Here is a 25,470-nt window from a genome sequence, read left to right on the forward strand (position 1 = left end):
AACGACTGAATGGATCCCATCCTAAACAGGTTGTATCCATTAATGCCACCGCCGGATACGCTGGACCGGCCGGACAGCGCGCATCGCCCTCCGGCCCGCACCCCGTCCCGCGAGAGGCCGCCATGACCCACTCCCCCGAAGCCCGCGCCCTCGAGCTCGGCCTCGTGATCCCGGACTACGCGAACCCGCCCTACGGCGGGCGCTACGGCTCCTCCCTCCGCGCGTTCCACCGCACGGGAGACCTCCTCGAGCTCAGCGGCATCACCCCCGAGTCCCGCGACGGCGCGCTCCTGCACCCGGGCGCGGTCGGGGTCGACATCACCCTCGAGCAGGCGCAGGAGGCGGCCCGCTACGCCGCCGTCAACGCCCTCGGCATGATCCGTCTCGCCCTCGGCTCGCTCGACGAGGTCGTCGCCCTGTCCAGGGGCCTCTGCTTCGTGCTCTGCCCGCCCGGTTTCGAGCGCCTCAACGAGGTCTCGAACGCCGCGAGCGACCTGCTCCTGGACGTCTTCGGCCCCGACGCCGGCCGCATGGGCCGCGCCTCCATCGGAGCCACCGCCCTCTCGCGCAGCGCCTGCTTCGAGCTGTGGCTCAGCCTGGAGTGCCGCCCGCGCTGATCACCGCGCACCGGTCGGGAACACCCGCCGCCCCTCGCGCGTTGCCCTCTGACATGACCGTTCCCCTCTCGATCCTCGACCTCGCCCCCATCGCACCCGGAGAGACCGCGCGCGACAGCTTCGCCGCCTCGGTGGCCCTGGCGCAGCAGGCCGAGCGGAGCGGGTACCGCCGGGTCTGGTACGCCGAGCACCACAACATGGCGTCGATCGCGTCGAGCGCCACCTCGGTGCTCATCGCGCACGTGGCCTCGCAGACCTCGACCATCCGCCTCGGCTCCGGCGGCGTCATGCTGCCCAACCACTCCCCCCTCACCATCGCCGAGCAGTACGGAACGCTCGAGACCCTGCACCCCGGTCGCATCGACCTCGGACTCGGTCGCGCCCCCGGCAGCGACCAGGCGACCTTCCGCGCGCTGCGCCGCGATCCCGAGTCGTCCGAGCGCTTCCCGCAGGACGTCGTCGAGCTGCAGGCGTTCCTCGCCGGCGAGTCCCGGATCCCCGGTGTCAGCGCGACGCCCGGCGCCGGCACCCGCGTGCCCCTCTACATCCTCGGCTCGTCGCTCTTCGGCGCGCAGCTGGCCGCGGCCCTCGGCCTGCCCTACGCCTTCGCCTCGCACTTCGCGCCCGACGCGCTGCACCAGGCCGTCGCCGAGTACCGCCGCGGCTTCCGCCCCTCCGAGCAGCTCGACGCTCCCTACGTCATCGCCGGAGTGAACGCCATCGCGGCCGACACGACCGCCGACGCCGAGCGCCAGTTCGCCGAGATGAAGCGCGCCCGCCTCATGATGCTGCTGCGCCAGAGCGGCCAGATCCCGCTCGACCAGCAGTTCTCCGACGACGAGCTCGACAGCCTGCTGAGTGCCCCGGTCGGCGCCCACGTCGCGAGCATGACCCACTACACCGGGGTCGGCACCGGCGAGGAGGTCGCGGACTACGTGGCCGGATTCGCGCGCTCGGCCGACGCCGACGAGGTCATCGTCGCCCACGCGTCGCTCGCGACCCCCGCGCGGCTGCGCTCGGTCGAGCTGCTGGCCGACGCGCACGCCCGCGTCGCGGCGTAGCCACCTGCAGAAGCAAGGCTGAGCGGCCGGACACCGCGACGAACCCGCGATTCCGGCCTCTCAGCCTCCGTTGTGCGGGTCCGGCACGCGATCGCGCACGCAACCGAGGGCGAGATCCGCCGATCGGCTGCGAACGGTGCCGCCGGCGCCTCCCGACCTCGGTTCCGTACGCCTCACGCCAGCCCCGCCCCGCCCACCGCGAGGCTCACCACCACCGTCAGCGCCGTCGTCCACAGCACGATCGCGACGCCCTGCCACAGCAGCACCCGCCCCTTGGCCACTCCGGCGCCCGCGAGCATCACCGCGGTGAAGTGCGTGGGCAGCAGCAGCGGCCCGAGCAGGCTCACCCCGGGCACCCCGTAGCGGGTGAACGCCCGCTGGAACTTCTCACGGCGAGCCGACGCCCGGGGCGTCCGCCCCTTCGTCACGGCCGAGCGGACGCCCGCGCCCAGCAGCACCAGCAGGGCCACGCAGAGGAAGTTGCCGATCGCACCCGAGACCGCGGCGATCACCGGGTTGATGCCGCCGATGATCCCGATGGTCGCGGCCCCCTCGCCCTCGATGAAGGGCACGGCCCCGGCGAGCGCCACCACCAGCGGCTGCACGAGGTCGGGGACCCGCGCGAGGAGGTCCTGGAATCCGAGGATGGCGTCTGCTGCGATGTTCGACATGTCGTCTCCGCTCTGCTGACCGCGTCGGCGGCCCTCCCGTCTCTCGGGATGACTCCATCCGACCGCGGGAGCGAGCGCCCGGGCAGTGCCGCCGGGTCACCTCCGCAGGGGAGGAACGCACCCCCGAGGGGTGACATCCGTCATGGTCGTACTGTGGGCGGCATGAGCACTGCGCCCGAGACGATCGATGCCCCGCCCTCCGGCCGTGGCGTCTCGGCCACCTGGTGGTACACCGTCCTCTCGGCGGCGTCCTTCGTGCTCGTCGTCCTGTTCGTGTGGGGGCTGCCGGTGGTCGTCGGCGCGACCGAGCTCTGGCGCGTCGTCCTCTACCTCGGCGGCACCGTGCTGTGGTGCGCCGCGTTCCTCGTCACCGCCCTGCGCTACCGAGGGGTGCCGAAAGAGGCGCCGTTCCGGCTCCGCGCGCAGGCGACCGGAGTGTTCGCCGCCGGTCTCGCAGGCTCGGCGGCCGGCGGGATCGCCACCGGCAGCGTCACCTTCGCCCTCTCGCTCGCGTTCGTCCTGGTGGGCGTGCTGCCCTGGCCGCGCGGCGTCCGCGGGCGGCTGACCGGCCTCGCCACCCTCGTCCTCGTGGTCGCCGCAGTGCTCGAGCACGACCACCTCGGCACCGGTCTGCTCGCGGACTCCCCCTCCGACATCCGCCCGCTGCTGCTGTTCTTCGCGATCGCCCTGCCGGCGTCGGTCGTCAGCATGCTCTGGTGGTGGGACATCGTGCGCGAGCTCGATCGTGCGCGGGCGGCGGAGGGGCGCCTCGCGGCCGCCCAGGAGCGGCTGATCCTCGCGGGTGACGTCCACGACCTGCAGGGGCACCACCTCCAGGTCATCGCCCTGCAGCTCGAGCTCGCCGAGCGTCTCCTCCGCGACGATCCGGACGCCGCACTGGAGCAGCTGCGCGCCGCTCAGCGCAGCGTCGACGGGGCCCGCACGGGCACCCGCGAGCTCGCCACGCGCTTCCGCAGCGTCTCGCTGTCGGACGAGCTCGAGAACGCCGCCGACCTCCTCCGCTCGGCCGGGCTGCGCGTGCAGCTCGACATCGGCGCCGGTGCGGACCTCGCGCCCGCCGATGCGCTCGGCCCGGTCGTCCGCGAGAGCACGACCAACATCCTCAAGCACGGCGGAGGCGAGTCGGCTCGGCTGCGCCTGGCCCGCGAGGGCGGCGAGTGGCGCTTCCTCGCCGAGAACGACCTGCCGCCCGAGCCCGAGGATCCCGATGAGCACGGCTCCGGCATCGCCGGCATGACCGAGCGGATCGAGCGGGCCGGCGGCACCCTGCGCACCCGCCCCACCCGCCGCGCGTTCGCGGTCGAGGCGCGCCTGCCGATCGGAGGAGCGGAGTGATCCGCGTGCTCCTCGCCGACGACGAGGACATGATCCGCACCGCGCTCGCGGCGCTGCTCCGCCTCGAGGACGACCTCGAGATCGTCGGCGAGTGCCGCGACGGCGAGGAGGCGGTGGCCGAGGCGCTGCGCCTCGAGCCCGACGTCTGCCTCTTCGACGTCGAGATGCCGGGCATGGACGGCATCGAGGCCGCGGAGCGCCTGCGCCGCTCGTCGGCGACCCGCGTGGTCGTCGTCACCCGCCACGCGCGTCCCGGAGTGCTGCGCCGCGCGCTGGCCGTCGGAGTCGCGGGCTTCCTGCCCAAGTCGCGTCGCGTCGAGGACGTCGCGCAGGTGATCCGCCTGGTCGCGAGCGGACGCCGCTACGTCGATCCCGAGATCGCCGCCGACGCCCTCGCCACCACCCGCAGCCCGCTCACCGACCGCGAGCTCGACGTGCTGAGCGCCGGCTCCCGCGGCGAGACGATCGGGCAGATCGGAGCCGCGCTGCACCTCTCGAACGGCACCGTCCGCAACCACGTCTCGTCGATCCTCCGCAAGCTGCAGGTCGACACCCGCCAGCGCGCGGTGATCGAGGCCCGCGAGCACGGCTGGATCTGAGCACGCGTCCGCGGCTCACCCCGGAGGTCGGTTGCGGGAAGTCAGAGCGTTCCAGGAGATCTGGATGAAACGCTCTGACACTCCTGAAATCAGGCGCGCGCTGCTGAGTCCGACCACATCAGCCGCTGCGAGCGACCGAACCCGGAACCCCTCCCTCAGTGCCCGCGCGCGATCCACTCCTCGCGGTGGGGCGCCTCCGCCCCGATCGTCGTCGAGTCGCCGTGCCCGGTGCGCACGACCGTCTCCGCCGGCAGCGTCAGCAGCCGATCGGTGATCGACTCGATGATCGTGGGGAAGTCGCTGTAGGAGCGGCCGGTCGCGCCCGGTCCGCCCTGGAACAGCGTGTCTCCGGTGAAGACCGTTCCGAGCTCGTCGGCGACGAAGCAGACCGCTCCGGGCGAGTGACCCGGCGTGTGCCGCACCTCGAGCTCGAGGCCGGCCACGGCGATCCGCTGGCCGTCGACGAGCGCCGCGCTCGGCGCTCTGTCGGGGTGCACCACGTCCCAGAGCATGCGGTCGGAGTCGTGCAGCAGCACGGGCGCGCCCGTCGCCTCCCGCACGCCCGCGACCGCGTCGATGTGGTCGTCGTGCGCGTGGGTCAGCAGCACGGCGACGAGCCTGCGGTCGCCGACCGCCGCCAGGATCGCGTCGGCGTCGTGCGCCGCGTCGATCACGACGCACTCGGAGTCGTCGCCGACGATCCAGACGTTGTTGTCGACGTCCCAGGTGCCGCCGTCGAGGCTGAACGTGCCGCTGGTGACGAGGTGGTCGATCCGCGCGCCCATCAGAGCACCACCACCGAGCGCAGCACGTCGCCGCCGGCCATCGTGGCGAAGGCCTGCTCGATGTCGCGGATGCCGATCCGCTCGCTCACGAACTCGTCCAGCGGCAGCCTGCCCTGCAGGTAGAGGTCGGTCAGCATCGGGAAGTCGCGCTCGGGCAGGCAGTCGCCGTACCAGCTCGACTTCAGCGATCCGCCGCGGCCGAAGACGTCGAGCAGGGGGATCTCGAGGGTCATCTCGGGAGTCGGGACTCCGACCAGCACGACCGTTCCGGCGAGGTCGCGGGCGTAGAACGCCTGGCGCCAGGTCTCGGGCCGGCCGACCGCGTCGATCACGACGTCCGCGCCGAACGTGTCCGTCAGCTCCTGCACCGCGGAGACGACTCCCGCCTCGTCGAGACCGCTCGAGTCGACGACGTGGGTCGCGCCGAGCTTCTGCGCGGCGACCAGCTTCTTGGGGTCGCGGTCGATCGCGATGATCGTGCTCGCCCCGGCCAGCTTCGCACCGACGACCGCGGCGGTGCCGACTCCGCCGCAGCCGATCACGGCCACGGAGTCGCCGCGCGTGACGTTGCCGGTGTTCATCGCGGCGCCCAGGCCGGCCATGATGCCGCAGCCCAGCAGGCCCACGGCGGCGGGGTCGGCCGTCGGGTCGACCTTCGTGCACTGCTTGGCGTGCACCAGCGTCTTCTCGGCGAAGGCCCCGATGCCCAGCGCGGGGCTCAGCTCCGTGCCGTCCTCGAGGGTCATCTTCTGCGTGGCGTTGAACGTGTCGAAGCAGTACCAGGGCTCCGCCCGGACGCAGGCGCGGCACTCGCCGCAGACGGCCCGCCAGTTGAGCACGACGAAGTCGCCGACGGCGACGTGCGTCACTCCCTCGCCGATCGCGCTGACCCGGCCCGCGGCCTCGTGGCCGAGCAGGAACGGGAAGTCGTCGCTGATCCCGCCCTCGCGGTAGTGGTAGTCGGTGTGGCAGACACCGCAGGTCTCGATGTCGACGACGGCCTCGCCGGGCCCGGGGTCGGGGATCACGATGTCGACGAGCTCGACGGGAGCGCCCTTCGATCGGGCGATGACGCCGCTCACAGTGGTGGGCATGGGGGCTCCTTCGTCGGGGCGGGTAGTGCTCGGATCCGTTCCACCGTACCCGCCGGACCGTGCGCGGCCGCCGGAGCACTCGGACGGCGGCCGCACGGAGCCTCCTCTCTCCGGAGGAGGTCTAGGGTCGGAGGGCAGCGCCGCGACCGCCGTGCTCCGAGCGATGAGGAGGACGGCGTGGAGCGTCAGCAGGCCGAGGGTCACGTCCGCCATGCGCAGAGCCGCTCCGGATCGTTCGGCCGCGGTCGCCTGGTGTCGACGTTCTCGGTGCGCCACCGCGCCGGACTCGACGTCGCCTTCGTGCTCGACGGCGCAGAGGGCGACTTCCAGATCGGCATGGGCGCCGCCTCCGAGGACTACAGCTCGGTCATGTCGCTCGGAGTCGACAGCCGCGAGGGCCGCCTGCGCGCGGTCGGGCACTGGACCGTCGACGGCCGCGCCGAGCGGCTCACCGCCCGCATCGTCCTGCACGACCGCGGGCTGATCGTCGTGGAGGCGACTCCGCTGCCCCTCGCGAAGCGTCCCCGATCGCTCAAGTGCTGGTCGTTCCTCCGCCAGGACGGGGTCGACCACCACTCCGACGTCATCGGCCTCGTCGCACCGGAGCTCGCCTCACTGCCTCCCGTGACCCTGAGGACCTACCCGCCGCGCTGACCGACCGGCGCGCGTCGCCGGGGCGCCTGCGCGTGCAGCAGCACCCCGTCGATCCCCCGCCACTTCCCGACGACGCCCTGCACCTTGCTCGACACGACGAGGCTCCGGCCTCGGCCCGGGCGGATCTCGAGACGCCCGCTCCGCGAGCTGCTCCCTCAGCAGGCAGGGAGACCCGAGCTGAGCCGCGCCCCCTCATGCTGGTCGAGCGGCGCGCAGCGCGTGTCGAGACTCCGCGTGCCGCCGGTCATGCGCGGGTGGCGGCGAGCAGGGCGCCCAGGCGGTCGAGCTGGGCCGGGTCCTCGAGGGCGGAGCCGACGGCGGCGACGCGGACGCCGGCGTCGAGGTATTCCGAGACGTTGCCGGCGTCGAGTCCGCCGGTGGCGACGAAGCGGATCCCGGGGAACGGACCGCGGATGTGCGTGAACCAGCCCGCGCCGAGCCAGGTCGCCGGGAAGGCCTTCAACCAGGTGAGGCCGAGCGAGGCGGCGAGCTGCACCTCCGAGGGGGTCGCGACTCCGGGCAGCAGCGGGAGATCGACGGCGCGGGCGGCGGCGAGGATGCGCTGGTCGAGGCCCGGCGAGACGAGGTAGCCCGCGCCGGCCGCGCGGGCCGGCGCGACCTGCTCGGGTCGGACGATGGTGCCCGCTCCGACGGTCTTGCCGCGCTCCGCGCCGAGGCGCGCGACCTCGCGGAGGGCGACCTCGTCCTCCGCGGTCTGCAGCGGCACCTCCACCGAGTCGATGCCGAGGTCCCAGGCGGTGGTCGCGAGGGCGATCGAGCGCTCCCTGCCCATCCCGCGCAGGATCGCCATCAGCGGGGCGCCGGAGAACACGTCGTCGAACGGGCTGGTGGTGGGGGGCGTGATCGTCATCGTCGTTCCGTTCTCTCATCGAGGGAGTCGCCTGCTACCGCGAGGGTGAGGGCGGCGCGGTCGTGGCCGCGGCGCAGGCGCGCGCCGTGGTCGGCGCCCTGGAGCACGGCGGCCAGGTAGCCGCCGGCGAAGGCGTCGCCGGCGCCCACCGCGTCGAGCACCTCCACCTCGTGGGAGGGCTCGAAGACCGGAGTGCCGGCATCGGCCGAGAACACCGTCGCGCCGATGTGGCCGTCCTTGACGACGAGCTCGGCCACGTCCGGGAACATCGCGCGGACGTCCTGGGCGGTGCAGGACCCCCAGAGGGTCTCGGCCTCGTCGCGGCCGACGAAGACCACGTCGGCGAGGCGGGCGAGGTCGGCGAGGGCGGGAGCGGCGTCCGCGGCGTCCCACAGGGCCGCGCGGTGGTTCACGTCGACGCTCACGGGGATCCCCAGCTCGCGGGCGCGCAGGGCGGCGCGGCGGAGGAACCGGGCCGCCGGCTCCGAGAGCGCGGCGGTGATGCCCGAGAGGTGCAGCAGCGCGACCCCGTCGAACGGAGCCGCGTCGGCGTCCGCCTCGTCGAGGCGGGAGGCGGCCGAACCGGAGCGGTAGTAGACGACGCCCCGCCCCGGGTCCTTCACGTACAGCCCGGTCGGGTGCTCCGGATCGGCGACCACGGAGGAGACGTCGATGCCGCGCGCGGACAGCTGGCGCAGCACGCGCTCGCCGAGCGCATCCGCTCCGAGCCGGCTGTGCCAGCGGGCCGGCACTCCGAGGGCCGCCGCGTGCGCGAGCACGTTCGACTCGGCGCCGCCGGCGTCGACGAGGAACCCGCCCGCCTGCGCCACCGAGCCGTCCGTCGGCACGACCACGGCCATGGTCTCGCCCATGGCCAGCAGCACGCCGCGCGGGACCGCCGCTCCCGACGAGCTCACGCCAGGTCGGCGACCGGCGCCGGATCCATGTCGTCGAAGGCCTGGTTCTCGCCGGCCATCGCCCAGACGAACGAGTACGCCGCGGTGCCGACTCCGGAGTGCAGCGACCAGCTCGGCGAGATGATGGCCTGGCGGTCGGCGACCACGAGGTGGCGCGTCTCCTGGCGCTCGCCGAGGAGGTGGATGACGCGGGCCTCCTCGGGCAGGTCGAAGTAGAGGTAGCACTCGGTGCGGCGGTCGTGCGTGTGCGCGGGCATCGTGTTCCACATCGAGCCCTCGTGCAGCGTCGTGACGCCCATGACGATCTGGCAGCTGCGCACGCCGTTCTCGTGGATGTACTGGTTGAGAGTGCGGCGGTTGCTCGTGGCCTGATCGCCGAGCTCGCGCACGGTGCCCTCGCCCGGCGACACGAGCGCGGTCGGGTAGGCCGTGTGCGCGGGGGCCGAGAACAGGTAGAACTGCGCGGCTCCGTCGGCGTCCTCGAACGCCACCTTCTCGATCCCGCGGCCCAGGTACAGGCAGGCGCCGGTGACGAGGGTGTAGGTCTCGCCGTCGGCGGTCACGGTGCCGGTCCCGCCGACGTTGATGACGCCCAGCTCGCGGTGCTCGAGGAAGGTCTCGCTGCGGATCTCCTCGTAGCCGGTCAGCTCGAGCCGCTTCCCGGCGGGCGTCGCTCCGCCCAGCACGATGCGGTCGTGGTGCGTGTAGACGAGGCGGATCTCGCCCTCGACGAAGATCTCGGGCACGAGGAAGTGCGAGCGGAGGTCCTCGGTGGTCATCCCGGGGATCTGCGAGGGGTTGGTGGCGTAGCGCTGGTCCATGTCGGAGGCTCCTGGGTCGCGGGTGGGAGGGGTCATCGCACGAGCCAGCCGCCGTCGACGGGGAGCACGGTCCCGGTGACGTAGGCCGACGCGTCGGAGGCGAGGAAGACGAAGGCGCCCTGCAGGTCGGCGGGGAGTCCCCAGCGTCCGGCGGGGATGCGGGCGAGGATCGCGGCGTCGCGCGCGGCGTCGGCGCGCAGGGCCGCGGTGTTGTCGGTGGCGAGGTAGCCGGGGGCGATCGCGTTGACGGTCACTCCGGAGGCGGCCCACTCGTTGGCGAACGCCTTCGTGAGTCCCGCCACGGCGTGCTTGGAGGCGGTGTACCCGGGCACGGTGATGCCGCCCTGGAACGACAGCATCGACGCGACGCTGATGATCCGGCCGGAGCCCTGCGCGATCATCCGGCGGCCGGCCGCCTGCGTCAGGTGGAACACCGAGTCGAGGTTCACGCGGAGCACCTCGTCCCAGTCGGAGGCGCTGTGCTCGGCGGCCGGGGCGCGCTTGATGGTGCCCGCGTTGTTGACGAGCACGTCGATCCGCCCGAGCCCGTCGACGGCCTCGTCGATCGCCGAGTGCAGCTCGTCGGCGCTCGCCGCGGCGAAGTCGCGGCGGATCAGCACGACCCGGCGGCCCAGCGCCCGGATCGCCTCGGCCGTCCCGGAGGCGTCGCCGCGGTCGACCAGGGCGATGTCGGCTCCGGCCTCGGCGAGGGCCAGGGCGGCTCCGCGGCCGATGCCCTTGCTGGTGCCGGTGACGACGGCGACGCGGCCGTCGAGTCGGAAGCTGTCGAGGATCATCGTCCTGCCTTTCGGAAGAGGGTCGTGAGCGAGCCGAGGCCGTCGACGCGCACGGTGACGGAGTCGCCGTCGGCCAGCGGGCGGTGCGCGGCGAGCGCGTCGGGCAGCTTCTGCGGGCTGCCGGTCGAGATCACGTCGCCGGGCTCGAGGGTGAGGCCCTCGCTGAGGTGGTGGACGAGCGCCGCCATCGTGAAGACGAGGTCGGCGGTGCTCTGCGAGACGGTGATCCGCCCCTCCCGCTCCACCTCGACACGCAGGTCCTGCGGGTCGGGCACGTCGTCGGGAGTGACGAGCCAGGGCCCCAGCGGAGCGAAGCCGTCGGAGCACTTGCCGAGGGTCCACTGGCTCGAGCGGCCCTGCCAGGTGCGCTCCGAGACGTCGTTCATCAGCGAGTAGCCGCCGATGTGCGCGGCGGCCTGCTCGAGCGGGATGTCTCGGCCCGCGCGGCCGATCACGAGGGCGATCTCGCCCTCGTAGTCGACGTCGGAGGCGGTCGCCGGCAGGGTCACGGGGTCGCCCGGCGCCGAGAGCGTGTTGGGCGTCTTCACGAAGACGTCGGGAGTCGTCGGGACCGGCCGGTCCTCTCCTCCGCTGGGCACGTGGCCGCGGTAGTTGTAGCCGATGCAGAGGATCTTGCCCGGCACGACCGGCGGCAGCAGGCGCAGGGAGTCGAGTCGCGGGAGGTCGTCGCCGGACGCGGCCCCGGCGCGCTCGCGGGCGTCGGCGAGGAGCGCGTCGTCCGCGAGCAGGTCGCTCACGGGCAGCGCGCCCAGGTCGAGCACGCGGTCGCCGTCGACGACGACGCCGGTGCGGTCGCCGTCGGGCGAGGAGTAGCGGAGGAGTCTCACCAGTAGGGCCGCCATTCCGGTCGCGAGGCGCGCACGAGCGCCTCCAGGTAGAAGTAGTCGCCCCAGAGGGTGCCCTCGTCGACGCCCACGTCCTTCGGCAGGTCGTAGACGCTGTGCAGCAGGACCGTGTCGGCCGACTCGGGGGTCGAGGGGGCGCAGTGCTCGATCAGGGCGGCGAGCAGCTCGTGCGCCGACCGGCGCCAGTGCTCGGCGCGCTCCTCGTCGCTCTCCACGGAGGCGAGCTCGAAGAGCCCGCAGACCGCGATCGCCGCGGCGGAGCTGTCGCGCGGGGCGTCGCTCCCGTCGGTGTAGACGAGGTCCCAGTAGGGCACGAGGTCGGCCGGGAGGTGCGCGAGGAAGTAGTCGGCGCACGCACGCGAGGCCTCCAGCACCGCCGGATCGCCCGAGACGCGGTGGTTCATCGCGAAGCCGTAGATCCCCCAGGCCTGACCGCGGGCCCAGCAGGAGTCGTCGAAGGCGCCCTGCTCGGTGCCGCCGTGCAGCGGCTCCCCGGTCTCGGCGTTCCAGTAGAAGGTGTGGAAGGTCGAGTGGTCCGGGCGGAGGATGTGCGTGCGCAGCGCCTCGACGTGGCGGCGCACGGCCTCGGCCTTGTGCGCGTCGCCCGTCTGCTCGGCCGCCCAGGTCAGCAGCGGCATGTTCATGAGGGAGTCGATGATGGTCCGACCGCGCTGCGCGGGATCGCGGAGGTCGCCCCAGGCCTGCACGATGCCCGCGTTCTCGAGGAACCGCGTCATCAGCACGTCGGCGGCGGCCAGCGCGGTCGAGCGGCCCAGGGGGTCCTCGAGCAGTCGCCACGGCGCGACGGCCGAGAGCGTGTAGAGGAAGCCGAGGTCGTGGGTGTCGAGGTCCTCGCCCTCCCGGAGGCGCCGGGCGAAGTCCTCGAGGTGGCCGGCGGCCGCGCCGCGGAACACCTCCTCGCCGGTGAGCTCCCACGCGATCCACTGCATGCCCGGCCAGAAGCTGGTGGTCCAGCCGCGGTTGGCCCCGGCCGCGAACCCGGTCGTCGCCGGCCTCAGCTCGTACCGGCCGTCGACGGTGGTGTCGTCCGGGTAGGCGCTGCCGAACCGCTCGATCATGCGGCGCACGACCTCGAGCGCATCGGCCAGGGCCCGCTCCGTCGTCGTCCTCGCGGAGGACGGGTGGGTGGTGGTCATGACGGTCTGTCCTTCGTCGTGGCTCACGCGGCGACCGGCTGGTCGGCGGGGAGGGCGGGCAGGAGGGTGTAGCGCGCGTCGGCCCAGACGAGGTACAGGGCGGGCGCCGCCGAGACGCCGAGGGCGAGGGCCGGCGAGAGGGTGAAGAGGTACGCCTGGAAGGCGAGGACCAGCAGCGACACGAGGGTCAGGTGCCAGCGGCGGGCCGCGAGGATCAGCGAGATCCGCAGGGTGCGCAGCAGCGCGGCTCCGGGGGCCTCGATCAGGGCGACCAGCACGACCGGGGCGGTGCCGACGACGAGCAGCACGACGATCAGGAGGAGCGGTACGACGACCACTCCGATCTGCGACGTCGAGAGGAACCGCACGTCGACCAGCGCGATCGCGGCGACCGCGGTGGCCACGGCCGCGAGGGCCAGGGTGCGCCCCCAGCCCTGCCGCCAGGCGGCCCAGAAGGTGCGGACGACCCGGGTCCCGCCCCGGCCGTGCTCGGCGAAGACCGCGAAGGCTCCGCGGACGGCCGGCGCGCACAGCGGCAGGGCCGCCGCGAGCAGCGGCCACGACCGCGCCGGGTCGGTGGTGATCAGCAGCAGCACGAGGGGCAGGCAGCCGATCACGAGCAGCACGTTGGTCGTGAGGATGAGGTGGACGACGCCGAAGAGCGAGGCGTAGAGGCCGTGCGGGATGCGGCGCATCTCAGCCCTTCAATCCGCTGGTCGCGATGCCCTCGACGAAGTACTTCTGACCGAGCAGGAAGACCACGGCGATGGGGATCACCGAGATGACCAGGCCCGCGAACAGCAGCGCGTAGTTGGCGTCGTAGAGGGTGCTGACGAAGCTCTGCAGCCCGAGCTGGATCGTCCAGAGGTCGGGGTTGCGGAGGTAAATCAGTGGTCCGAGGTAGTCGTTCCAGGTGGCGACGAAGGTGAGCAGGGTGAGGCTCGCGATCGCGGGGATCGACAGCGGCACCATGATCCGCGCCCAGATGCCGTACTCGCTCAGGCCGTCCAGGCGCGCGGCCTCCGAGAGCTCCTCGGGGATCGTCTCGTAGAACTGCTTCATCAGGAACACGCCGAACGCGCCGAACGCCTGGATGAGGATGATCGCCCAGAGGGTGTTCGACACCTTCAGGTTCGACAGCAGGATGAACTGCGGGATCATGTACGACTGCCACGGCACCGCGATGGTGCCGATGTAGACCAGGAACAGCACGTCGCGACCGGGGAACCGCATCCGCGAGAAGCCGTAGGCCGCGAACGAGCCGGTGAGCACCTGGAGCACGGTCACGACGACCGCCAGGATCAGCGTGTTCCGGATCCACGTGAGCATCCCGGACTGCGCCCAGATGTCGACGTAGTTGTTCCAGACCCAGGTGTCGGGCACCCACTTCACGGGCACCGAGAAGACGTCGTTCGGCGTCTTGAGCGAGCTCATGATCATCCAGAAGAACGGCAGCAGCAGCGCGGCCGCGGCGAGGATCATCACGGCGTAGCCGAGCAGACGGCCCACGCGCGACAGGGTGGAGCGGCCGGCGGTCTTCCGGCGCGGCGCGAGCGGCTCGTCGACGCGCGGCAGGACGGGAGCGCCCTCGGGGATCAGCAGTCCGGTCATCGGGACTCACTCCTTCTGTTGAGGAAGAACTGCACGAGCGTGACGACGATGCAGAGCAGGAAGAGGACCACCGAGACCGCCGACGCGTAGCCGAACTGGTTCTCCTGGAAGCCCTTCTGGTAGATGAACTGCGAGAGGACGAGAGTGGCCTGGCCGGGCCCGCCCTGGGTCATCACCAGGATCAGATCGAAGATCTTGAACGAGTTGATGGTCAGCATCACGGTGACGAAGAACGTGGTCGGCCGCAGGCACGGGATCGTCACGTTCACGAAGCGCTGCCAGACGGACGCGCCGTCGACGCGAGCCGCCTCGTGGAGCTCGCGGGGCACCGTCTGCAGGCCGGCGAGGAACAGGATCATGTAGTAGCCCATGTCGCGCCAGGTGCTGATGATGACGACGGCGGGCATCGCCCACTCCGACGACGTCAGCCACCCGGGCGGGCTCGAGAAGCCGACCGCGCGGAGGATCTCGTTGATCGGCCCGTACTCGGGGCTGAAGAGCAGGTTCCACACGACGGCGATCGCGACGATCGACGTGATGTAGGGGAAGAACGCGGCGGTGCGGAAGAAGGCGACGCCGCGGAGCTTGTTGTTGAGCAGCAGCGCGAGCCCGAGCGAGACGATCAGCGTCAGAGGGATGTGCAGCGCGGCGTAGTAGAGCGTGTTGGTCAGCGCGATGCGGAAGCTGCCGTCGCCGAGCAGGCGCTGGAAGTTCGCGAGCCCGACCCAGTTCGCCTGGCCGAAGACGTTCCAGTCGGTGAGCGACATGTAGAAGAGCGTGATCACCGGCACGAGCGTGAGCGCCGCGAAGCCGAGGAAGTTCGGGAGGATGAAGGTGTACCCGATGAGGGTGTTCCTCACCGCGTACGCGGAGCGGCGTCGTTTCGGCGGCGGTGTCGACGTGCCGGCGTCGGCGGCGGCGAGGGTCGTCATGAGACCTCCAAGGTCTGGGCAGGGCTGGGGCTGGGGCTGTGCCGGGGTCGAGCGGAGGCGGTGGCCGGCCGGGGTCGGCCGGCCACCGCGGGGAGTCAGTCGGTGCCGACTTCGTTCTTCACGCGGTCGTCCGCCGACTTCACGGCGTCCTCGATGCTCGCGGAGCCCGAGAGGACCGAGGTGTGCAGGTCGAGCAGGATGTTCTGCACGGCCGCGGTCTTGGCCGAGGTGGGGTTCTCCGGCTTGGTGTCGTGCTCGGACCAGGCGGTCTTCGACAGCTCGTCGGTGGGCGCGCCCTCGACGGCGAAGTAGGCCTCGGCCACCGCGTCACTGGTGAGCGCCGGGGTGATGCCGAGCGACGCGACGACCTCCGCGCCCTCCTCGCTCGCGGCGAACTCGAGGAACTCCTTGGCGGCGGCCGCCTTCGAGTCGTCGATGTTCGCGTTGATGCCGAAGCCGGTCGGGTCGCCGAAGGTCACCGGGGTGTCGCCCTCGCCGGTCGTCGACTCGTCGAACTGCGGGATCGGGGCGATGCCCCAGTTGAAGGTGTCGGAGTCGCCCGACTTCTGCTGGGCGATCAGCGACGCGACGAACCAGGTGCCCATCGGCATCATCGCGGCGTTCTGCTTGCCGAACTCGGCCTGGTAGGTGAGCTTGTTGGCGACGACGGTGTTGTAGTCGACCTGCGCGCCGGCGTCCTGCAGCGCGAGGACGCGCTCGTAGTACGGCTCGAGGTAGCTGTAGTCGCCGCCGAGGATGTTGACGTCGGGGGTCTGCGCGGCCGCGAAGCCCTGCACGGTCGACTGCCAGCTGTGGCCGTAGGTGCCGTTCGCGGCGCTGCCGGCGGCCGAGAGCGCGGTCTTCAGCGACTCGGCGTTCGACTCGTAGTCGTCCCAGGTCCAGGAGCCGTCGGGGTACGCGACGCCGGCCTGGTCGAAGAGGTCCTTGTTGTAGAAGAGGACCCACGAGTCCTGGCGGTAGGGGGTCGCCCACTGCTTGTCGTCGACCTCGTAGGCCTCCGCTCCGCCGATCGACTCGGGGATCTCGACGTCCGAGACGTCCATCAGCTGCCCGCCCGACTGGTAGGTGACGACGTTCTTCACGTTCTTCTGCGTGATGATGTCGGGCCCGCTGCCGGCCGCGAGGTCCGCGGTCATCAGGGTGTCGTAGTTGGTCGCGTCGTACTCCTTGACCTCGACCGTGACGTCGGGGTCCTTCTCGTGGAACGCGTCGGCGAGCGCCTGGAACTCCGGAGTCGTGCTCAGGCTCCAGCCGGAGAGGCTGAGCGTGATCGGGCCCTCGGCAGCGGGTGCGTCGCCGCCCCCGCCTCCGCTCGAGCAGGCGGTGAGGGACAGGGCGGCGACCAGGGCCACTCCAGCGGCGGTGAATCTTCTCTTCATGCGTGCTGCTCCTTTGCATCTGCGTCCGGGACTCCACCTCGGGTCCTCGGGTACCGGAGCCGCCGAGCGGCGCGTCCGGAATCTGGGAGTCGGTGCTCGGTGACGAGGCCGTCGGGCCAGGTCGCCGTCACGGACAGTGCGTCGCCGTCGAGGGCGACGTCGACAGAGGCGGCGCCCTCGACGGGGGCCTCCGCTCCGGCCGTCTCTTCGGCGGTGAGGCCGACCAGCGCGGCGACGACGGCGCCGACCTCCGCTGGAACGGTGAGGACGGGCACGCCGACGGCGGGGCCGAGCGGGCTCGCGCCGTCGCGGGCGACGACTCCGGGGACGGCGCCGGCGGTGAGTGCGGTGAGCGTGCCGGTGCGGCGGCCGTTGGAGACGGTTGCCGTCGCGGTGTCCGCGTCCGCGTCGACCCGCTCGCCGGCGATCGCCCAGCCGCCGATCCGCAGGCGCAGATCCGTGATGCGCACGTCCTCGGCGAGCTCGTCGATCCGCGCGAGCCGCAGCTCCCACGGGCCGCGCACCAGCGAGTGCACGCTGAGTCGGCCGGCGATGCGCACGGCTCCGCTCACTCCCTCGCCGTGCCGGTGGGTGCTGCGCTCCGGAGTGATCCAGTGCGCGTCCCAGGTCGAGCCGGCGACGCCGACACGGCCGTCCGCGTCGAGGCGCACCTCGGTCAGCTCCATGCCGGTGCGGTGGGTCGCCTCGCCCGCCGCGTCCACCAGCGCGACGCTCTGCTCGAGCGCCTCCGTCCAGCCCTGCTCGTCGAGCAGCGGCGCGGTGGCGGTGGAGTAGCCCAGCCGGACGTAGAGCGGGGAATCGCCGGTGGTCGCACCGGGCAGTGCCTTGTCGGTGCCGTGGTTGACCACGCGGACGATCCCGTCGGCCTGCGTGCCGGAGACGATCCAGCCGGGCGAGACGATCGCGCGCAGGTCGTCGCCCTGCTCGATCGGGAGCAGGGCGAGGGGGAGCGCTTCGGTCCCGGCCGCCCAGACCGGGTGGTCGGCGGGCAGCGCGATCCCGAGCAGGCCCTTGACCGCCCAGTACGGCGAGCCGGGTCCGGAGTAGGACTGCGCGAGCTCGCGCCACGGGTCGTGCCAGCCCATCGAGAGCAGGCCGTCCTCGCCGGGGGCGCCGTTGTCGGCGAAGTGCCCGACGATCGCGCTCGCGGCACGGCGGAGGCGGCGCGGCGGGTGCGAGGGGACCTCGGCGATCACGCCCGCCCAGAACGGCGCGGCAGCGGCGAAGCGGTAGATCAGGCTGCGGCCCTGGAGCAGCGGCGAGCCGTCACCGCCGACGAGCGCGAGGGCGTCGGAGAGGTAGCGGTCGAGCCGGGCGACGTCCGCGGCGGCGCGGGGGGCCGCGAGCTCGGCCGCGCCGGCCATCCGCGACCAGAGCACGGGGTACACCTGCAGGGCCCAGCCGACGTAGTGGTCGAAGGCGCGCTCCGCGCCGTCCGCGAGCCAGCCGTCCTCGCGGAGGAAGGAGTCGTGCCGGGCGAGATCCGCGGTCATGTCCTGCATCGACCACGGGCCGCCGACCGAGCGGAGGAAGGTCTCGACGACCAGGCGGAACCAGACCCAGTTGGTCTGCGGGTAGGTGTCGTCACCGACGACGGGAGCGAGGTAGTCGATCACGCGCTGCTGCGTGCGGGCGTCGAGGCGGTCCCAGATCCACGGCCGTGTGAGGTCCAGCACGAGGGCGATCGACGCCGCTTCGACCTTGGCCTGGGCATGCTCCTCGATCCGCACCCAGCGGTCGTCCGCATCGGGATCGACGCCGGTCTCGACGCCGCGGCGGTAGAAGTCGATCAGCGCGTCGACGCCCTCGCCGCGCGCCCCGGCGATGCGGAAGCCTGCGAGCAGGAAGGTACGGGCGAAGCCCTCGAGGCCGTCGACGGCGCGACCGTAGCCGCCCACGGCGCCGGGCAGGGTGATCCGACCGTGACCGGCGCTGGCGTAGGGAGCCACGGCGGCGAGCAGCGCGTCCGCGACGGCGAGCCAGTGCTCGCGCGTCCAGTCGGCGCGGAGGTTCCCCTCGTCCACGGTGGCTCTCCTTTGAATCGTGATGTCCCGACGCCCTGAGCGGCCCGTCGTGCGGCGGCGTGACCGGCGCTGAACAGAACAGGACTATACATACGGAAATCGATCATTTCAATGTTCACTTGAGTCAAATTGATCGATTATGATCGCTTACATGCCTCACTCTTCAGGCCCGGCCCGATCGCCAGGTGTGATCGAGTCCTTCCGGGGACCGCTCGCCGCCGCGTTCTCGCCGGATCGTCCGCTCTCGGCGCGCGGGGTCCTCGTGGTGCCGGAGTTGTCGCTGCCGGTGCCGACCGCGGCCGATCGCGAGGCCTGGGCGGATGCGGATGCACCGACCCTCGCCGCCGTCGCCGAGCGCGCCGCCGCCGACCTGCTCGTTCCCTGGCCGCAGCCGCTCGCGAGCGAGGCCGTCGGCGTGCACCGCGACGGGAACCGCGACCGCTGGGAGCAGAGCGCGTTCGAGCGGCAGCGGCGACTGAGCCGCGCGGTGCTGCTGGCGGCCAGCACCGCCGGCACTGGCGCGGACGGCGACTCGTGGCTCGACCAGGTCGCCGACGGCGTGCAGCTGCTCTGCGAGCAGAGCTCCTGGTGCTGGCCCGCCCACGACGACGCGCTCCGCCGGCACGGCTCGGTGCTCGCTGACGTCGCCGACCCCTTCCTCGACCTCGGGGCCGGTGAGGTCGCCGGCCAGCTCGCCTGGCTCGACCACGTCCTCGGCGAGCGCCTCGACCTCCGCTACCCGGGGCTGCGCCGCCGGATCCGCCTCGAGGTCCGCGAGCGCGTGCTCGCCCCGTTCCTCGCCCGCGACGACTGGCACTGGCTCGGCCTCGACGGCGACGTGCACAACTGGAACCCCTGGATCACGGGCAACATCCTCGTCGCCGCGCTGCGCCTGCTCGACGCTCCAGGCGAGGAGGACGAGCGTGCCGCCGTCGTCACCCGCGCCGTCGCCGCGCTGGACCGCTACATCGCCGTGCTCCCCGAGGACGGCGCGATCGACGAGGGCTACGCCTACTGGTGGAACGGCGCCTGCCGCGCGCTCGAGGCGCTCGACGTCCTCGCGCACGCGACCGGCGGCGCCTGGAACGCCTCCGAAGTCCCGGCGCTGCGCGCCACCGTCGCCTTCCCGCACCGCTCGCACCTCGGCGGCGATTGGTACGTCGCGCACGCCGACGGCCAGGCCCTGCAGTCGCGCGACCAGCCCTGGCACGCGGTGCACCGGGCCGGCCGCGGGGTCGGCGACGCGGCCGCCACGGCGCACGCAGCGGCGCAGCGCTCCCCCGGCGGGCCCGCCGCCTCGGAGAAGGAGGGACTCGGGCGGCTGCTGCGCGGAGTGACCGACCCGCTCTGGACCGCGGCTCCCCCGGCCCTTCCGCCGCTCCCCCGTGAGGTCTGGCTCGAGTCCGTCCAGGTGCTCCTGGCCCGCACGACCGAGGGATCGGCGGAGGGCCTGACGCTCGTCGCCAAGGGCGGGCACAACGCGGAGCACCACAACCACAACGACGTCGGCTCGTTCCAGGTGGCGAGCGAGGGGGTGCCCGTCGTCGTCGACGCCGGTCGCCCCACCTACACCGCCGCCACCTTCGGCCCGGAGCGCTACGGCATCTGGACGATGCGGAGCGAGTGGCACAATCTGCCCGTCGTCCGCGGACTCGGCCAGCCGGCCGGGCGGGCGGCGGCCGCCGCGGACGTGTCGGTCGCGCTGAGCGATCGATCCGCCGCGTTCTCCGCGGAGCTCGCCGCGGCGTACCCCGTTGCGGGGCTGCGCTCCTGGCGCCGGACCGTCCTCCTCGACCGCCCCGCCCACCGGGTCGTGCTCGAGGACCGCTGGGACCTCGCCCCGTGGGACGATCGTGACGATGAGCCCGGCACCGCGATCCGACTGCTCCTCGCGGGAGACGTCGTGACCGAGCGCGGCGCCGCCCGGGTCCGCCCGCTCCAGTCGGCGCGGCCGCTCCGGATCACCTGGGATCCCGCCTGCGAGCACCGGGCCGTCGTCCGGACGCTGGACGATCCGTTGCTCTCGAGCGTGTGGGGCGAGCGGCTGACGCTGCTCGAGATCGACGCCACCGCGCGCAGGCAGCTGCGCATCGCGATAGACCTGGACCCACCGATCGGAGACTCACGATGAGCGACCAGACTCAGTCCCCTCCCCTCGCCGCCGAGCGACGGGCGCACATCCTCGCGGCCCTGGGCGTCGACGGCGCCGTGCGGATCTCGCAGCTCACCGAGGCGCTCGGTGTGGCGACGGTCACGCTCCGTCGCGATCTGGTGCAGATGGAGCGAGAGGGGCTGCTCAGCCGCGTGCACGGCGGCGCGGTCGTCCTCGGCGCGAGCGCCCCCGCGCCCGCGCCCGCGGAGAAGGAGGTCAGGCTCGGCTCGATCGCCGTCCTGGTCCCCTCGCTCAACTACTACTGGCCCGGCGTGCTGCACGCGATGGAGGCGACGGGCCGCAGCCTCGGCCACAACGTCGTCCTGCGCGGCGCGTCCTACGAGCTGCAGGACGAGCGGCCGGTACTCGAGCGGCTGCTGCGCTCCGGCGACGTGCGCGGGCTGATCGTCGCGCCGAACACCGACACCGAGCACTCCGGCGACGTCCTGCGCTGGCTCGCCGACTGCGGCGTGCCGTCGGTCCTGGTCGAGCGCGACGCCGTCCTCGAGCCGGAGGGCACGCCGGCGGAGTCGGTCACCACCGACCACGCGCTCGGGGCGGTGCTCGCCGCCCGCCACCTCGCCGAGCTCGGGCACCGGAAGGTCGGCCTGATCCTGTCGCGGAACTCGCCGACCTCGCGCAAGATCGCCGCGGGCTGGCTCTCCGCCTGCGAGGCCCTCGGCCTCACCCCCGCCGACCACTTCGAGGAGACGCTGCCCGACCGCGGCAGCGCCGACTTCTCCGCAGTGGTCGACGCGGCCCTCGAGACGGCACTCGAGACCGGCGTCACCGCCCTGCTCGTCCACTCCGACCCTGAGGCGATGGCCTTCGTCGACCTCGCTCTCAACCGCGGCATCTCCGTACCCGGCGACCTCTCGGTGATCGCCTACGACGACGAGGTCGCTCAGCTGTTCACGCCCGCGTTGACCGCGGTGAGCCCGCCGCGCGCCGGGGTCGGCGAGGCCGCGGTCCGTCTGCTCGTGCAGAGGATCGAGGACCCCGAGCGGCCCGTGCACCGCGTGCAGCTCAACCCGAGCCTGATCGTCCGCGCCTCCACGGCGGCCCCCGGGCGGTCGGCGGACGGGCGGCCGGCGGAGGACGCGCGGTGATCGACCGCCACGAGCACTCGCCGTGGTCGTTCTGGGCCGAGGCCTCACCGGAGCGGCGGGCGCGCCAGCTCGACCTGCAGCGTGAGCTGGTGGCCGCGCACGACGGCTGGGCGATCGGCGCGGACTGCTTCGTCGCGGAGTCGGCCGCGGTCGATCCGGATCACCTCGTGCTGGGCGACCGCTCGTACATCGCCGCAGGCGCGTACCTGACGGGTGACGTCGAGGTCGGCGCCGACTGCTCGCTGAACCCCTACACGGTGGTGCGCGGGGACGTCGTCCTCGGCTCGGCCGTCCGGATCGGCGCGCACTCGTCGATCCTCGGCTTCAACCACTCGATGGAGCCCGGCACCGAGGTCTTCCGCCAGCCGCTGACCTCCCGAGGGATCCGCATCGGCGACGACGTCTGGATCGGCTCGCACGTGGTCGTGCTCGACGGCGTGACGGTCGGCGACCACGCCGTGCTCGCCGCGGGCGCCGTCGTGACGAAGGACGTGGCGGCCGGCGCGGTCGTGGGCGGGAACCCGGCGCGCCGGCTGCGCTAGCGGGTCCCTCCGGTCGCCGCCGATCTCTCGGACGCCGCGCGCTTGGCGGACCGCGCCCGCGAGGAGATCGAGGGGATCCTCCGCCCTTCCGCGGTCGACGACGACCCGGCGTGCCACGGCGGACCCGCCTTCCGCGACAGACCGGACGCCGCCCCGACCGACCGCGCGCTCGGCGACGCGGTCGAGCTCGCCGACCTCCTGCTCGGCGCGTCGCCTCCCGACGTCGACCCCGCGGCCGTCGTTGCACGGCTGCACGGACTGCCGATCCCGGGGGCCGACCTCTGGACCGATCCGGAGGCCGCTTACCGGGTGCTGAGCGCGGGCTACGCGCTCGACCTGCTCGGATCGGGGTTCGCGCAGCCGCTCACCGCCGTGACCGAGGAGACCCCTGAAGGCCTGATCGCGCGGCTCGACGGGCTGCGCTGGCGCGACGACCCGTGGAACGCAGGCCACCACGTCGACGCCTTCGGCACCGCACTGCACTGGACCCGCCGCCGCGGCGACGCGGTCCCGGTCGGCCTCGAGGAGGCGCTCTTCGGCTGGCTGCTCACCCGGGCCGATCCCCGCAGCGGGATGTGGGGCGACGGCTCGGCCGAGCGCGGACTGCTCCTGCTGGTGAACGGCTCGTACCGGACGACCCGCGGCACCCTCGTGCAGCACGGCGGACCGCTCCCGTATCCCGAGGCGATCCGCGACACCGTGCTCCGGCACGCCCGCGACGACCGCTGGTTCCGGCCCGAGCGCGTGGACGCCTGCGCCGCCCTCGACCTCGTCCACCCGCTCTGGCTCACCCGCAGCACCGGCTACCGCGACGCCGAGGTCGAGCCGCTGGCGAGGACCCTGCTCGCGCAGGTCCTCGGCCAGTGGCGCCCGGGCCGCGGCTTCGCCTTCCGCCTGCACGACGCCGACGCCGGCCTGCAGGGCACCGAGATGTGGCTCGCCACCCTCTGGTACCTCACTGACCTGCTCGGCGCCTCCGACACCCTCGGCTACCGCCCCCGCGGCGTCCACCGCCCGGAGCCGGCCCCTCGGGCGCCCCGCTGACCGAGCAGCCCGCGCGGTGGCAGCCCGCGGAACGGGCGTCTCCACGGGGCGCCGGGGCGAGCGGACGCGGAACGGGATCCGCCAGCGGCGCAAGGACCGGTGCGTGCGACTCGCGCGAGTCGGCGCTTCCGAGTGGACGCTCCCGGGGTGAACGCGCACGAGCCGTGGAGTCTGCACCTCACCGGGTGGGGTGTCCACGCTGTCGACGACGACCGCGCACTCCGCGGACGCACCGGCCCCGGAACCCTCCCCGCACGCACCATCCACACCACGGGACCCGTGCCCCGCATCATCCGACGACCGCCACTGATCACCCGGGACGACGAACCGACCCGTCGACGTCGACGGACCGACGGATGCTGAACATGCTCGCCGCGCTCGGGCGCGCGTCGCCGGGGCGCACGCGCACCACGACGACCCCGACCCTGAGGACCTACCCGCCGCGCTGATCGACGTCCACGGCCGTCTGCTCCTAGCCCAGCTCTGCCATCAACTCCTCCGGAGGAGGAGTCAGCCACATGAGGGAGACTCCTCCTCCGAACAGCTCGAACCGGGCCGCGAGCGAGAAGGCGCCATTCGCGCAGTTCTCCTCAGCCCAGGCGAGGGCCTCGCGCACCGACGCGGCGTCGATGTTGAAGGCGCTGACTCGACGTCCGGATCTGACGAGCATGACCCGGTAGCCACTTGCTGGCATCTCCTCCACGGAGTCTCTCTCGTCGACGGAATACACCCTCATGTTCCGAGGGTAGCCGTCGCGTTCATCGCCTCCGGAGTCCGAGAACGCCGATCGCGAGCTCCAGCTCCTCTCGTCTCACCGCGGCCAGCATCCGGCACCTCCGTGTTCAGTTCACAACTGAACAGTCGGATCGCAGACGCGAGCGCGAGTGCTGGCATGGACTGGCGGGGGCGCCCCCTACAGCGCGATGACCACGCTCTTCGACTCGCAGAACGAGCGCAGTGCCTCCTCGCCGAGATCGCGGCCGAGCCCCGACTCGCCGACTCCGCCGAACGACAGCGCGGGGTCGAACAGGTTGTAGGTGTTCACCCACACCGTCCCCGCGCGCAGGCGCTTCCCCAGACGGTGCGCCCGCGAGAGGTCGCGCGTCCACACCCCTGCGGCCAGTCCGTAGCTCTGGTCGTTGGCGATCGCCACGGCCTCGTCCTCGTCGTCGAACGGGATGATGCCGACCACGGGGCCGAAGATCTCCTCGCGCGCGATGGTCATCGAGTTGGTGACGCCCGTGAACAGGGTCGGCTCCACGTAGTAGCCCGCCCGGTCCGGCACCCCGCCGCCGACAGCGACGACCGCCCCCTCGGCCTCGCCCTGGGCGATGTAGCCGAGCACCTGCTGCCGCTGCTCCTCCGAGACCAGCGGACCGACGGTCACTCCCCCGGCGAGACCGTCGCCCAGCGGGACGCGGCGCACCGCCGCAGCCAGACGCTCCGTCATGTCGTCGAGGATCGAGCGCTGCACCAGCAGGCGGCTGCCCGCCGTGCACATCTGACCGGAGTGGCCGAAGGACGCGCGCATCGCGGTCAGGACCGCCGCATCCAGATCCGCGTCCTCGAACACGATGTTGGGGCTCTTGCCCCCGAGCTCGAGCGTGAGCCTCTTGAAGTCGGCCCCGGCGGCGAGCATCACCTTCCGGCCCACCTCGGTGCTGCCCGTGAACGACACCTTGTCGACCCCCGGGTGCGCGGTGAGCGCCGCTCCGACGCGGCCGTCGCCGGTGAGCACCTGCACGACTCCGGAGGGGACGCCCGCCTCCTCGCAGATCGCGGCGAGCCGCAGCATGGTCACCGGAGTCTGCTCCGCCGGCTTCACGACGACGGTGCAGCCGGCGGCGAGCGCCGGGGCGAGCTTGAAGCTGGCCGTCATGATCGGGAAGTTCCAGGGCAGGATCAGCGCCGCGACTCCCACCGGCTCGAGCGTCGTGTAGACGTGGTGCGCCCCGTCGACCGGGACGACGGTGCCCGTCAGGCGCGACGGAGCGCCCGCGTAGTAGCGGAACACCCGCGCCGAGGTCGCGGTGTCGGCGCGGGAGCGCTCGATCGGCTTGCCGTTGTCGCGCGTCTCGAGCACCGCGAGCTCCTCGAGGCGCTCCTCGATCAGGTCGGCGACGCGGCCGAGGATCCGGCTGCGGTCGTGCGGGCTCATCCCGCTCCAGCGCGCGTCCTCGTGCGCCCGCCGCGCGGCGGTCACGGCGGCGTCGACGTCGCCGGCCGTCGCCTGGGGGACGCGGGTGAGCAGCTCCTGGGTCGCGGGATCGATCACGTCGAGCAGCTCGGCGCCCTCGGGCGCGATCCAGGCGCCGTCCAGGAGGAACGGCTCGAGCGGAGCAAGGGGGGCGAGGGTGTCTCTCATCGGT

The 25,470-nt window shown here is 72.8% G+C and carries 25 protein-coding genes; 9 read left to right on the forward strand and 16 right to left on the reverse strand.

What is annotated here, in order from left to right:
• Positions 1-122: 122 nt before the first annotated feature.
• Entirely contained in the window at positions 123-617 is a 495-nt protein-coding gene (locus IOC53_RS06980; RefSeq protein WP_207403756.1) for a RidA family protein, read from the forward strand.
• 53 nt (positions 618-670) lie between these two features.
• Entirely contained in the window at positions 671-1,678 is a 1,008-nt protein-coding gene (locus tag IOC53_RS06985) for an LLM class flavin-dependent oxidoreductase (protein ID WP_207403758.1), read from the forward strand.
• Positions 1,679-1,851: 173 nt separating this feature from the next.
• Here IOC53_RS06985 and IOC53_RS06990 read toward each other — a convergent pair whose 3' ends face one another.
• Positions 1,852-2,349 carry a small multidrug efflux protein gene (locus IOC53_RS06990; RefSeq protein WP_207403760.1) on the reverse strand — a complete coding sequence of 166 codons (498 nt, stop codon included), beginning with the start codon at positions 2,347-2,349 and terminating at the stop codon, positions 1,852-1,854.
• Between the two features lie 162 nt (positions 2,350-2,511).
• Here IOC53_RS06990 and IOC53_RS19435 point away from each other — a divergent pair, with 162 nt between their 5' ends.
• Both IOC53_RS19435 and IOC53_RS07000 read left to right on the forward strand, forming a co-directional pair.
• Entirely contained in the window at positions 2,512-3,705 is a 1,194-nt protein-coding gene (locus IOC53_RS19435; protein WP_207403762.1) for a sensor histidine kinase, read from the forward strand.
• A complete protein-coding gene (locus IOC53_RS07000; protein WP_207403764.1) occupies positions 3,702-4,304 on the forward strand; it encodes a response regulator transcription factor in 603 nt (200 codons plus the stop codon). The genes IOC53_RS19435 and IOC53_RS07000 overlap by 4 nt, the downstream gene beginning before the upstream one ends.
• 155 nt (positions 4,305-4,459) lie before the next feature.
• Here IOC53_RS07000 and IOC53_RS07005 read toward each other — a convergent pair whose 3' ends face one another.
• Entirely contained in the window at positions 4,460-5,089 is a 630-nt protein-coding gene (locus IOC53_RS07005) for an MBL fold metallo-hydrolase (RefSeq protein ID WP_207403766.1), read from the reverse strand.
• The gene (locus IOC53_RS07010) at positions 5,089-6,183 is read right to left on the reverse strand and encodes an S-(hydroxymethyl)mycothiol dehydrogenase (RefSeq protein ID WP_207403768.1); all 1,095 of its coding nucleotides are present in this window, start codon (positions 6,181-6,183) and stop codon (positions 5,089-5,091) included. The genes IOC53_RS07005 and IOC53_RS07010 overlap by 1 nt, the downstream gene beginning before the upstream one ends.
• Positions 6,184-6,360: 177 nt before the next feature.
• Between IOC53_RS07010 and IOC53_RS07015 the strand changes: the two genes are divergently transcribed.
• Complete coding sequence (locus IOC53_RS07015; RefSeq protein WP_207403769.1) at positions 6,361-6,837, forward strand: hypothetical protein; 477 nt, start codon at positions 6,361-6,363, stop codon at positions 6,835-6,837.
• Between the two features lie 244 nt (positions 6,838-7,081).
• Here IOC53_RS07015 and IOC53_RS07020 read toward each other — a convergent pair whose 3' ends face one another.
• The 11 genes from IOC53_RS07020 to IOC53_RS07070 all read right to left on the reverse strand — a co-directional run bounded on the left by IOC53_RS07020 (position 7,082) and on the right by IOC53_RS07070 (position 18,254).
• Complete coding sequence (locus IOC53_RS07020) at positions 7,082-7,708, reverse strand: bifunctional 4-hydroxy-2-oxoglutarate aldolase/2-dehydro-3-deoxy-phosphogluconate aldolase (protein ID WP_207403771.1); 627 nt, start codon at positions 7,706-7,708, stop codon at positions 7,082-7,084.
• Positions 7,705-8,625 carry a sugar kinase gene (locus IOC53_RS07025; RefSeq protein ID WP_307786092.1) on the reverse strand — a complete coding sequence of 307 codons (921 nt, stop codon included), beginning with the start codon at positions 8,623-8,625 and terminating at the stop codon, positions 7,705-7,707. Before IOC53_RS07025 ends, IOC53_RS07020 begins: the two co-directional genes overlap by 4 nt.
• Positions 8,622-9,446, reverse strand: coding sequence for a 5-dehydro-4-deoxy-D-glucuronate isomerase (gene kduI / locus IOC53_RS07030; protein ID WP_207403773.1), 825 nt, complete (start codon positions 9,444-9,446; stop codon positions 8,622-8,624). The genes IOC53_RS07025 and kduI overlap by 4 nt, the downstream gene beginning before the upstream one ends.
• A gap of 32 nt (positions 9,447-9,478) precedes the next feature.
• Complete coding sequence (kduD, locus tag IOC53_RS07035) at positions 9,479-10,243, reverse strand: 2-dehydro-3-deoxy-D-gluconate 5-dehydrogenase KduD (RefSeq protein ID WP_207403775.1); 765 nt, start codon at positions 10,241-10,243, stop codon at positions 9,479-9,481.
• Positions 10,240-11,091, reverse strand: coding sequence for a fumarylacetoacetate hydrolase family protein (locus IOC53_RS07040; RefSeq protein ID WP_307786093.1), 852 nt, complete (start codon positions 11,089-11,091; stop codon positions 10,240-10,242). Before IOC53_RS07040 ends, kduD begins: the two co-directional genes overlap by 4 nt.
• The gene (locus IOC53_RS07045) at positions 11,088-12,266 is read right to left on the reverse strand and encodes a glycoside hydrolase family 88 protein (RefSeq protein WP_207403779.1); all 1,179 of its coding nucleotides are present in this window, start codon (positions 12,264-12,266) and stop codon (positions 11,088-11,090) included. The genes IOC53_RS07040 and IOC53_RS07045 overlap by 4 nt, the downstream gene beginning before the upstream one ends.
• A 23-nt stretch (positions 12,267-12,289) precedes the next feature.
• Positions 12,290-12,961, reverse strand: coding sequence for a DUF624 domain-containing protein (locus IOC53_RS07050; RefSeq protein ID WP_207403781.1), 672 nt, complete (start codon positions 12,959-12,961; stop codon positions 12,290-12,292).
• Position 12,962: 1 nt separating this feature from the next.
• On the reverse strand, positions 12,963-13,877 hold the full coding sequence (locus IOC53_RS07055) for a carbohydrate ABC transporter permease (RefSeq protein ID WP_307786094.1): 915 nt from the start codon (positions 13,875-13,877) through the stop codon (positions 12,963-12,965).
• The gene (locus tag IOC53_RS07060; protein WP_055789508.1) at positions 13,874-14,809 is read right to left on the reverse strand and encodes a carbohydrate ABC transporter permease; all 936 of its coding nucleotides are present in this window, start codon (positions 14,807-14,809) and stop codon (positions 13,874-13,876) included. The genes IOC53_RS07055 and IOC53_RS07060 overlap by 4 nt, the downstream gene beginning before the upstream one ends.
• 95 nt (positions 14,810-14,904) lie before the next feature.
• Positions 14,905-16,209: an ABC transporter substrate-binding protein gene (locus IOC53_RS07065; RefSeq protein WP_207403786.1), complete on the reverse strand. Its 1,305-nt coding sequence runs from the start codon at positions 16,207-16,209 to the stop codon at positions 14,905-14,907.
• Entirely contained in the window at positions 16,206-18,254 is a 2,049-nt protein-coding gene (locus tag IOC53_RS07070) for a DUF2264 domain-containing protein (RefSeq protein ID WP_207403788.1), read from the reverse strand. Before IOC53_RS07070 ends, IOC53_RS07065 begins: the two co-directional genes overlap by 4 nt.
• A 187-nt stretch (positions 18,255-18,441) precedes the next feature.
• On the opposite strand from IOC53_RS07070, the gene IOC53_RS07075 reads away from it, so the two are divergent.
• The 4 genes from IOC53_RS07075 to IOC53_RS07090 are packed head-to-tail and all read left to right on the forward strand — an operon-like array spanning position 18,442 to position 23,101.
• Positions 18,442-20,385, forward strand: coding sequence for a heparinase II/III family protein (locus IOC53_RS07075; protein WP_307786095.1), 1,944 nt, complete (start codon positions 18,442-18,444; stop codon positions 20,383-20,385).
• Positions 20,382-21,515 (forward strand): substrate-binding domain-containing protein, encoded by a 1,134-nt coding sequence (locus IOC53_RS07080; RefSeq protein ID WP_207403793.1) that lies wholly within the window; start codon positions 20,382-20,384, stop codon positions 21,513-21,515. Before IOC53_RS07075 ends, IOC53_RS07080 begins: the two co-directional genes overlap by 4 nt.
• Entirely contained in the window at positions 21,512-22,057 is a 546-nt protein-coding gene (locus tag IOC53_RS19215) for a DapH/DapD/GlmU-related protein (RefSeq protein ID WP_207403795.1), read from the forward strand. Before IOC53_RS07080 ends, IOC53_RS19215 begins: the two co-directional genes overlap by 4 nt.
• Before the next feature lie 42 nt (positions 22,058-22,099).
• The gene (locus IOC53_RS07090) at positions 22,100-23,101 is read left to right on the forward strand and encodes a hypothetical protein (RefSeq protein ID WP_207403797.1); all 1,002 of its coding nucleotides are present in this window, start codon (positions 22,100-22,102) and stop codon (positions 23,099-23,101) included.
• A gap of 472 nt (positions 23,102-23,573) precedes the next feature.
• On the opposite strand, the gene IOC53_RS07095 is transcribed toward IOC53_RS07090, so the two are convergent.
• Positions 23,574-23,837: a hypothetical protein gene (locus IOC53_RS07095; RefSeq protein ID WP_207403804.1), complete on the reverse strand. Its 264-nt coding sequence runs from the start codon at positions 23,835-23,837 to the stop codon at positions 23,574-23,576.
• 177 nt (positions 23,838-24,014) lie between these two features.
• The gene (locus IOC53_RS07100; RefSeq protein ID WP_207403806.1) at positions 24,015-25,466 is read right to left on the reverse strand and encodes an aldehyde dehydrogenase; all 1,452 of its coding nucleotides are present in this window, start codon (positions 25,464-25,466) and stop codon (positions 24,015-24,017) included.
• Positions 25,467-25,470 lie beyond the last annotated feature (4 nt).

Origin of the sequence: Rathayibacter sp. SD072 (assembly GCF_017355185.1) — a bacterium.
GTDB lineage: Bacteria > Actinomycetota > Actinomycetes > Actinomycetales > Microbacteriaceae > Rathayibacter.